Consider the following 6,811-nt stretch of genomic DNA (forward strand, 5'->3'; position numbering starts at 1 on the left):
GCTTTCGATGGAGGGTCGCTGGAGCTTTCACTGACGTCGACTTGTCGCTCCGGCGCAATTTTTTGGCGAACCCGGTAGCCTGCTTGTCCGCTCGGGCAGCTTCCGCGTAGTAACCGGCGCAGCCCCAAGGCACCAACTGTTATGGGATCGACCAACGAGCGAATATCCGCCACGTGTTGCTGTCTCTGGCGCAGTGATCAGCCCCCCTCGAGTGGCCCGGGTTGAATGTTAGTGCATGGGCGGCCTCGGCGCCAGCGCGGGCGGCAAATCCGGCTGTGGTAGCGCAGCCGCCCGCGCGGACTGCTGAATGAAGACCTCCGGGGGGCTTTGTCACGTTGTTGGCGTTCAGTTGCGGTGAATGTAGCGGGCAACAGGCGTCATGCATCGGCGGATGCTTCTAACCAAGTGCGGAATGAACCGGCGCGAAGCTCCTTGAAATGCGGTCGGCGCAGCAGATGACGTTGATGGGTGAATGCGTTGAATGTGGCGGCATGGATGGCGAGGAAACGTTTGGGCTGAGCCGGGTGATTTGAATCGCTGCAGTTTTCGTTCTCGGCATCGTATCAGCTGATGCGAGTTCTCCGCCCTGTTGTTTGCTCGCAAGCCCCGATCGTGCTCAGCCGTGAGCCCGATCGCGCGGAACGCTGCCGGATAGGATCGCAGTCGGTCGGTCACAACCCGGCTCGGCGCAAAGCCGTGCTTCGTAAGCAATTTAACAATGAGTTTCTTTGCGGTTTGTGCATTCCGTCTGGATGAGCAAATCCAGCACCTCACCCTCGTTGTCGACCGCCCTCCAGAGCCAGTATTTACCGCCGCGGATCGAAATCACCATTTCATCGAGGTGTCAATCGGCTTCCAAATTTGACCCTCGTATTGCCTCATCTGAGGATGTTACCCGGCTGGCGGTGACGTGATGTTGGCTGATCGGTTTACGGTGAGGGCGGCTGGAACAGAAAGAGGGTCTGTGGGTGGGCCGGGCCCTTCGCAGCCCGAGCCCTCCACAGACCCGGGCAGTTGGCCACCGATTCTGGCTCCTTCTGCCGCCGCTGCGACCAATCTCTGAGCGGTGCTCTTCCGCAAGGCTCGCAACAGCCGCTGGACAATCGAATGCTGCTTTAGGCCGAACCGATCTGGATCGCGCTCGGCCAAGCGGCGGACGATGGCTATCGCAGTCAGTTGAGGTTCTACAGCAAGCCAGTTTTCAATCGTTGTCAGGTAAGGATCAAGCTTGGAAGGCATGCGAACCCGCTTCTTGTAGCGCCCTTGCGCCGCTGGTGCGTTCCACGCGGCTCGCCGACCTCGACTGCTTTACCGAGCACCTTTACAAAAACGGTTGCATCCGATGCTGATAGTGCAAACGACACTGCTGTCTTGCCGGCACGTCGATCGACACGATTGCCAAGATCCTGCTGAGCCGCCCGTATCTCGGTCAGCAGTGCCACGGGATCGAGTGTCCGATACTGATCGCGCAGACGCTTCTTGACGGCTTTAGCGACCTTCGGATGCTCCAAGGCTCGCTCATAGGGCGTCGATGGACTATGGTAGCGCTTTATCACCTTGGCGCCTTCCCGCCGCTTCTCCTTCAGCTTGAACGACGGCTGGAAGAAGTTGACGTAGAGTCGGGCCGCCGCATAAAGCCGGGCCATCACACGCGCCGTCTCGACGCCGTCAAAGCGGCCGTAACCCGTCAGTCGGCGGACAACCGCGCCGTTCTTTTGCTCGACGAACGCCTGGTCGTTCTTCTTGTAGGCACGCGAGCGCGTCACCTCCAGGTTCTGCTTCCGGCACCACGGCACGACGACCTCATTCATGAACGCGCTGTCGTTGTCGAAATCCACGCCGCGCAATAGCCATGGGAATAAGCTCTGTGCACGCTTGATAGCCTCGACGACAAGACTGCCATCGCGCGTCACCAGCGGCAGACATTCCGTCCACCCCGTCGCCACGTCCACCATCGTCAGCGTCTGGATGAACGAGCCTGCGACTGACGTGCCGCCGTGCGCCACCATGTCGACCTCGCAAAAGCCAGGCATCGGTTCCTTCCAGTCGCTGAACGTGCGGATCGGAACCTCCCGCCTGATCGCCGAGTAGAACCCGACACGACGACGGCGGCCGCCTGCAGCTGCGATCTTTATGTCGATGAGCTGCCTGTCTATGGTAGCGGCACTGATGGCAAGCACATGTGCGCGGTCCGTCGCGCCGAGCTTCAGGCGACCGTGCCGCTCAAGAGCCGGCAGCAGCTTCGGGATCATCACGACGAGTCGCTTGCCGCAAAAACGATCCGAAGCCTCCCACAGCACCACTACTGCATCGGTGACTGTTGCGCCGTATTTGCGCTTGCGAGGGGCGCATCGCTTCGCCGCGCCACGTTCTCGAAGAGCACGGATCGCGTGCTTGCGATGCCAGCCCACCGTCCGGCACAGCTCGTCCAAGATGCGTCCCTTCTCCACCCGCCCCGCCGACCGGTAGCGCTCTGCCACCGCCGACAATACCTCGCGCCGCGCGCCCATGCTGATCGTTCCCGCCATGAGCGCCACCGATCCGATTCGGTGACGCCGACCTAGTCATCGGCGGCAACTTGTTCAGTAACATTCCCGATGAGGCAATGCGGGTCAAAATTGCACGCCGAAACACAGCTTAAACGATATCGGTCTCGTCCGATGATGCTTATCGGCGACGAACCGCAGAGCTATCCGAGTTACCGTGACATTGCCGCCGCACCTGATGACCAAGGCTGGTCAAGCGCACGCCAGTCCTGCGATGCCCGCACCGATGATTCCATCCGCATAATGAAAAACTCTGCACAAACCGCCAAACGATCGTCTCGGGCCTACCTGGACGATTAATGTGCCTCACAGGAACCGAAAAAGGACGTATCCCGCGGCAATAAGCTGGATAAAATTAAGGACAACCGAGAGCCCATGAAGACGGCCGAAGCGTCCTTTCGCTTCAGTATTCCCCTGTAACTGCTCGTCGCGCGCAGCATTTATCCGGGGCATCAGCACCTGACGCGCATAAATAGCGACAGCGGAGATAGCAAAAGCCAGCGCTGCCGACCAAGAATCCGACAGCAACAGAATTGCACCGCTCAAGCCACCGGTGACGATAACGAACAAATAGTACCAGGGAAATGCGGCTCGGATGAAATGGCCCGCATCCTCGCTCGGTAGGGCGTGAAATATAATTGGCGCGAAACCGAAGGAATACAACATCATTCCCCCGAAAAGTGTCGAAACCAAAATGAAAAGTGTCGAAACCAAAATCAAGGCGGCAAACTCAATCATCGGCCGAATTCCGCGTGGGGATGTTTTTAATCGAGTTTATCGAGAAAAGCGTCCGCTTCGGCGAGTATCTCTGCTTCGCGTCTTCGCGACCATCCGGCAAGATTACGATAAGGCAACGCCATCCGCGGGTTATCTGAAAGCCGGTCTTTCTGTCGGATTAAAAAGGCCCAGTAAAGGTAATTGAAAGGGCATGCCTTTGGCCCGGTCTTTTGCTCCACGTCGTAGGTGCAGCCGGCGCAAAAATCCGACATCCGGTCGATATAGGCTCCCGAAGCGGCATAGGGCTTGGACGCCATCTGCCCGCCATCCGCGAAGACCGCCATGCCGAGCGTGTTGGGCATCTCTACCCACTCAAACGCATCAGCGTAAACGGCCAGGTACCAGCGTTCGATTTGCCGCGGCGCGATGCCAGCCAGCAGGGCAAAGTTGCCGGTCACCATCAGCCGCTGAATATGGTGAGAATAGGCGTGTTTCGCCGTGCTGCCGATCGCCTCGCGGAGACACCGCATGTCGGTGGCGCCGGTCCAATAGAACGCCGGCAGATTGCGGGTCGCATGCAGTGCATTTTTATCCGCATAGCTCGGCATGAGGGTCCAGTAGACGCCCCGAACATATTCACGCCAGCCCAGAATTTGGCGTACGAAACCCTCCACGGCGTTCAGAGGCGCCCCGCCTGACCTCCACGCCGCTTCCGCTGCCTGGCAAACTTCGAGGGGGGAAAGCAGCCCTAAGTTCAAAGCCGGCGCTAGCAGCGAATGATACAGAAATGGGGCGCCGGCTTTCATGGCGTCCTGATAATCGCCGAAGCGCGGCAGTCCATGTTCGACGAAATCGTCAAGCGCGCGGAGCGCATCAGACCGTGTCACCGGCCACCCGAATTCTTGAAGCTCGCCAAAATGATCGGAAAAGCGCCGTTCGACGAGCGCCATCACCGCTCGCGTCGTTTCGTCCGGCGAAAACCGCTGCCGCGCGGGTGCAACAGCACTTGCAGGAAGCCGCTTTCTGTTCGCGCGATCATAGTTCCATTCGCCGCCTGCTGGCTGATCGCCTTGCATGAGGAGCCCATGTTCGCGACGCATCTCGCGATAGAAATGTTCCATCCGCCAGCCGCGGCGCCCGGAAGCCCAGGCCGCGAACCGCGCACGGCTGGCGAAGAAACGATGATCGGAACGGATTTCAACCGGCAGGCCGGTAAGGGCTTCCCAGCCTTCGACCATCGCCTGGACACGCCATTCCGAAGGTTCCGTCACTAAAATGCGGCTCGGGCGATACCGCGCAACCGCGCGTTGGACCTCGGTTGTGAAGCTTCCGGTATTGTCGGACGCCTCGAGTCTTACATAGTCGACTGTCAAACCACGCTGGCGAAGCGTCTTGGCGAAATGGCGCATCGCCGCCAGCACTAGTACGATCTTCTGCTTGTGATGCCCGACGTAGGTGTTTTCTTCCAGCACTTCCATCATCAGGACGACGTCACGGCATGAATCGAGATCGTCCAGCGCGGACAGATCCAGAGACAGCTGGTCACCGAAAACAATTCTCAGGACAGTCATGACGGGGCCAGTCTAGGCGCCGACGCGGGTCGCGACGACGCAGCGCGGCAGCGATCCGAGCAATATTTCACGCTCACCCAGTTGCGCGCCCATTTCTTGCGCCAGACGAAGAGCCGACCGCAAACCGCGCAGAGCTTAGTCGGCAGTTTATCCTTACGACGCATTCGCGCCATGCGATCACCAAGGCACAGGCTGGCCGCGCCAGTCGAAAAACCCTCCGTTGGCGTCCGCCGTGAGTTGACCGATGACGGCAAGCAGATGATTCGTTGCAACAGCGGGATGATGTACCTGCAATCCGGTCGCCGCGAAGCCAGCGGACAGTGCTGTGGCGACTGTGCCCGGATGCAAGGCGACGCAAATAGCATCTGGAGATCTACGGGCCAACTCAATGGCCGCGGTCCGCACGAGCTGGTTGAGAGCCGCTTTAGACGCTCGATAGGAATACCACCCGCCCAGCCGATTGTCGCCGATGCTCCCCAATCGGGCGGACAGCGTTGCGAAGACCGCTTTGCCAGATCGCGGCAACCGCGGCAGCACATGCTTCATGATCAGCGCCGGCCCGATCGCATTCAGCGCAAAAGCGCGCGCGAGATTGGCCGCATCGAGTTGCCGCCAGCTCTTCTCGGGTGCTTGGCGATCATCATGCAGAAATCCCGTTGCATCGATTACCAGACGCAGCTCTCCCGGATCGGCGGCGCACGCCGCGGCATGCGCGAGACTGGTTTCGTCCAGAAGGTCGATCGCCGGCGAAGTGCTGCGACTGAACGAGACTACATGCTTGAATTTTCCCGTGGTCTGGATCGCTTCAACCAAGGCCCCTCCGATACCGCCGCCGGCGCCAAATATGGCTGCCACGCCGGGCTGAGGAAACGACCCTAGGTCAACCCTGGCAACCGTTGGGCTTTCAAGTTCAAATTGCCCTGTCACCAGACTTTCGACCTATCGACACCCTTAGGGTTGACGGAGCTAATGCCGCTGACTTCGGTAGCGTCCTGGCGCTGAATCGTCTAGCGTCCCTCGCCTGGATCGGCCGCTGTCACCGTCTCGCTAAAGACTTCGATTGCTACGCGCGAACCGTTATCGCCTTCATCCGTCTCGCCATGATTCGCATTGGCTCCGACGAGTCGCGGCAGATCACTCGTCATGGACCCGAAATTCGGGGATGGGCTCTAAGGTAAATTCCGCTCGATCGCAGATCGGAGTATTGGAACCGGTTGCATGTTCGCAAATGCAATATGGATGATATCTCCATCGACCTCAGTCAGAGTTCCGACCAAGCCACCAATCGTGACAACACGGTCACCCACCTTTAGCGTCTTCAAAAATTTGCTATGCGCGTTCATACGATTTAATTGAGGCACGACGAGAAACGCCATTGCTCCGATAAATACAAGAATAACAATAAGCCATGGGGCAAAATTCGCCATTGCTGGATTATCAAATTTTTGAATTCAAGTTGATCCTGACCGCTTAGACGCAGATCTAAATACCATTGCGGTGACGAAGGTCCCGATAGCCAATAGGATCAAATGGGCAACGACATAGGCGGGCAACCAAACCATGATGCCTGCCATGCTGCAGAAGATCAAAGACCACATGATCGCCAGCATCGTCATGATCTGAAATCTCTGCGCCGGCGGAATCTTCGCTAAAGGATTTCGAGTAGGATCCATAACTACTCGAAACCAATTTGGCATGTTTTTCACTTTCGTTCCCCGATAAAACCCAAATGCTATAGAGCCGACATTTCCCAACGGCCACGGATCGGCTTCCCGTCTTGGCGGCGTCTCTGTGAAAACAGTATACCGTGCTGTGACTGTTTGCAACAAGCCACCGCCAAAACCGAAGAAGCCCGGCCCCGGCCAGGCTTCCCCCGCCTACCCTTAAATTACCTCGAACCCGCATTACCCCGATGAACCACTGAGTTGCTGCTCGCCTTGGCCGATTCAGATATAAGATTCAGCAACTTATATCATT

The 6,811-nt window shown here is 58.3% G+C and carries 8 protein-coding genes; all 8 read right to left on the minus strand.

The window, feature by feature from the left end; genetic code table 11:
• Positions 1–345 precede the first annotated feature (345 nt).
• Positions 346–774 (minus strand): IS6 family transposase, encoded by a 429-nt coding sequence (locus tag FJ145_26295; protein MBM4264921.1) that lies wholly within the window; start codon positions 772–774, stop codon positions 346–348.
• Positions 713–832 (minus strand): hypothetical protein, encoded by a 120-nt coding sequence (locus FJ145_26300; protein ID MBM4264922.1) that lies wholly within the window; start codon positions 830–832, stop codon positions 713–715. Before FJ145_26300 ends, FJ145_26295 begins: the two co-directional genes overlap by 62 nt.
• Positions 833–1,211: 379 nt before the next feature.
• Entirely contained in the window at positions 1,212–2,528 is a 1,317-nt protein-coding gene (locus FJ145_26305) for a transposase family protein (protein MBM4264923.1), read from the minus strand.
• A 324-nt stretch (positions 2,529–2,852) separates the two neighbouring features.
• Positions 2,853–3,284 (minus strand): DUF4149 domain-containing protein, encoded by a 432-nt coding sequence (locus FJ145_26310; GenBank protein ID MBM4264924.1) that lies wholly within the window; start codon positions 3,282–3,284, stop codon positions 2,853–2,855.
• A 26-nt stretch (positions 3,285–3,310) separates the two neighbouring features.
• Complete coding sequence (locus tag FJ145_26315; protein ID MBM4264925.1) at positions 3,311–4,834, minus strand: cryptochrome/photolyase family protein; 1,524 nt, start codon at positions 4,832–4,834, stop codon at positions 3,311–3,313.
• Positions 4,831–5,007, minus strand: coding sequence for a DUF2256 domain-containing protein (locus tag FJ145_26320; GenBank protein MBM4264926.1), 177 nt, complete (start codon positions 5,005–5,007; stop codon positions 4,831–4,833). The genes FJ145_26315 and FJ145_26320 overlap by 4 nt, the downstream gene beginning before the upstream one ends.
• 4 nt (positions 5,008–5,011) lie before the next feature.
• Entirely contained in the window at positions 5,012–5,689 is a 678-nt protein-coding gene (locus tag FJ145_26325; GenBank protein MBM4264927.1) for an SDR family NAD(P)-dependent oxidoreductase, read from the minus strand.
• Positions 5,690–6,003: 314 nt separating this feature from the next.
• On the minus strand, positions 6,004–6,261 hold the full coding sequence (gene yajC, locus FJ145_26330) for a preprotein translocase subunit YajC (GenBank protein ID MBM4264928.1): 258 nt from the start codon (positions 6,259–6,261) through the stop codon (positions 6,004–6,006).
• Between the last annotated feature and the right edge of the window lie 550 nt (positions 6,262–6,811).

Source organism: Deltaproteobacteria bacterium, from assembly GCA_016874755.1.
Taxonomy (GTDB): Bacteria; Desulfobacterota; Binatia; order UBA9968; family UBA9968; genus DP-20.

What these genes read in the sequence shown, in the direction of transcription:
- FJ145_26305 (MBM4264923.1), bottom strand. Translation starts at nt 2,528, where the DNA reads ATGGCGGGAACGATCAGCATGGGCGCGCGGCGCGAGGTATTGTCGGCG.
- FJ145_26300 (MBM4264922.1), bottom strand. Translation starts at nt 832, where the DNA reads ATGGTGATTTCGATCCGCGGCGGTAAATACTGGCTCTGGAGGGCGGTC.
- FJ145_26310 (MBM4264924.1), bottom strand. Translation starts at nt 3,284, where the DNA reads ATGATTGAGTTTGCCGCCTTGATTTTGGTTTCGACACTTTTCATTTTG.
- FJ145_26315 (MBM4264925.1), bottom strand. Translation starts at nt 4,834, where the DNA reads ATGACTGTCCTGAGAATTGTTTTCGGTGACCAGCTGTCTCTGGATCTG.
- FJ145_26320 (MBM4264926.1), bottom strand. Translation starts at nt 5,007, where the DNA reads ATGGCGCGAATGCGTCGTAAGGATAAACTGCCGACTAAGCTCTGCGCG.
- yajC (MBM4264928.1), bottom strand. Translation starts at nt 6,261, where the DNA reads ATGGCGAATTTTGCCCCATGGCTTATTGTTATTCTTGTATTTATCGGA.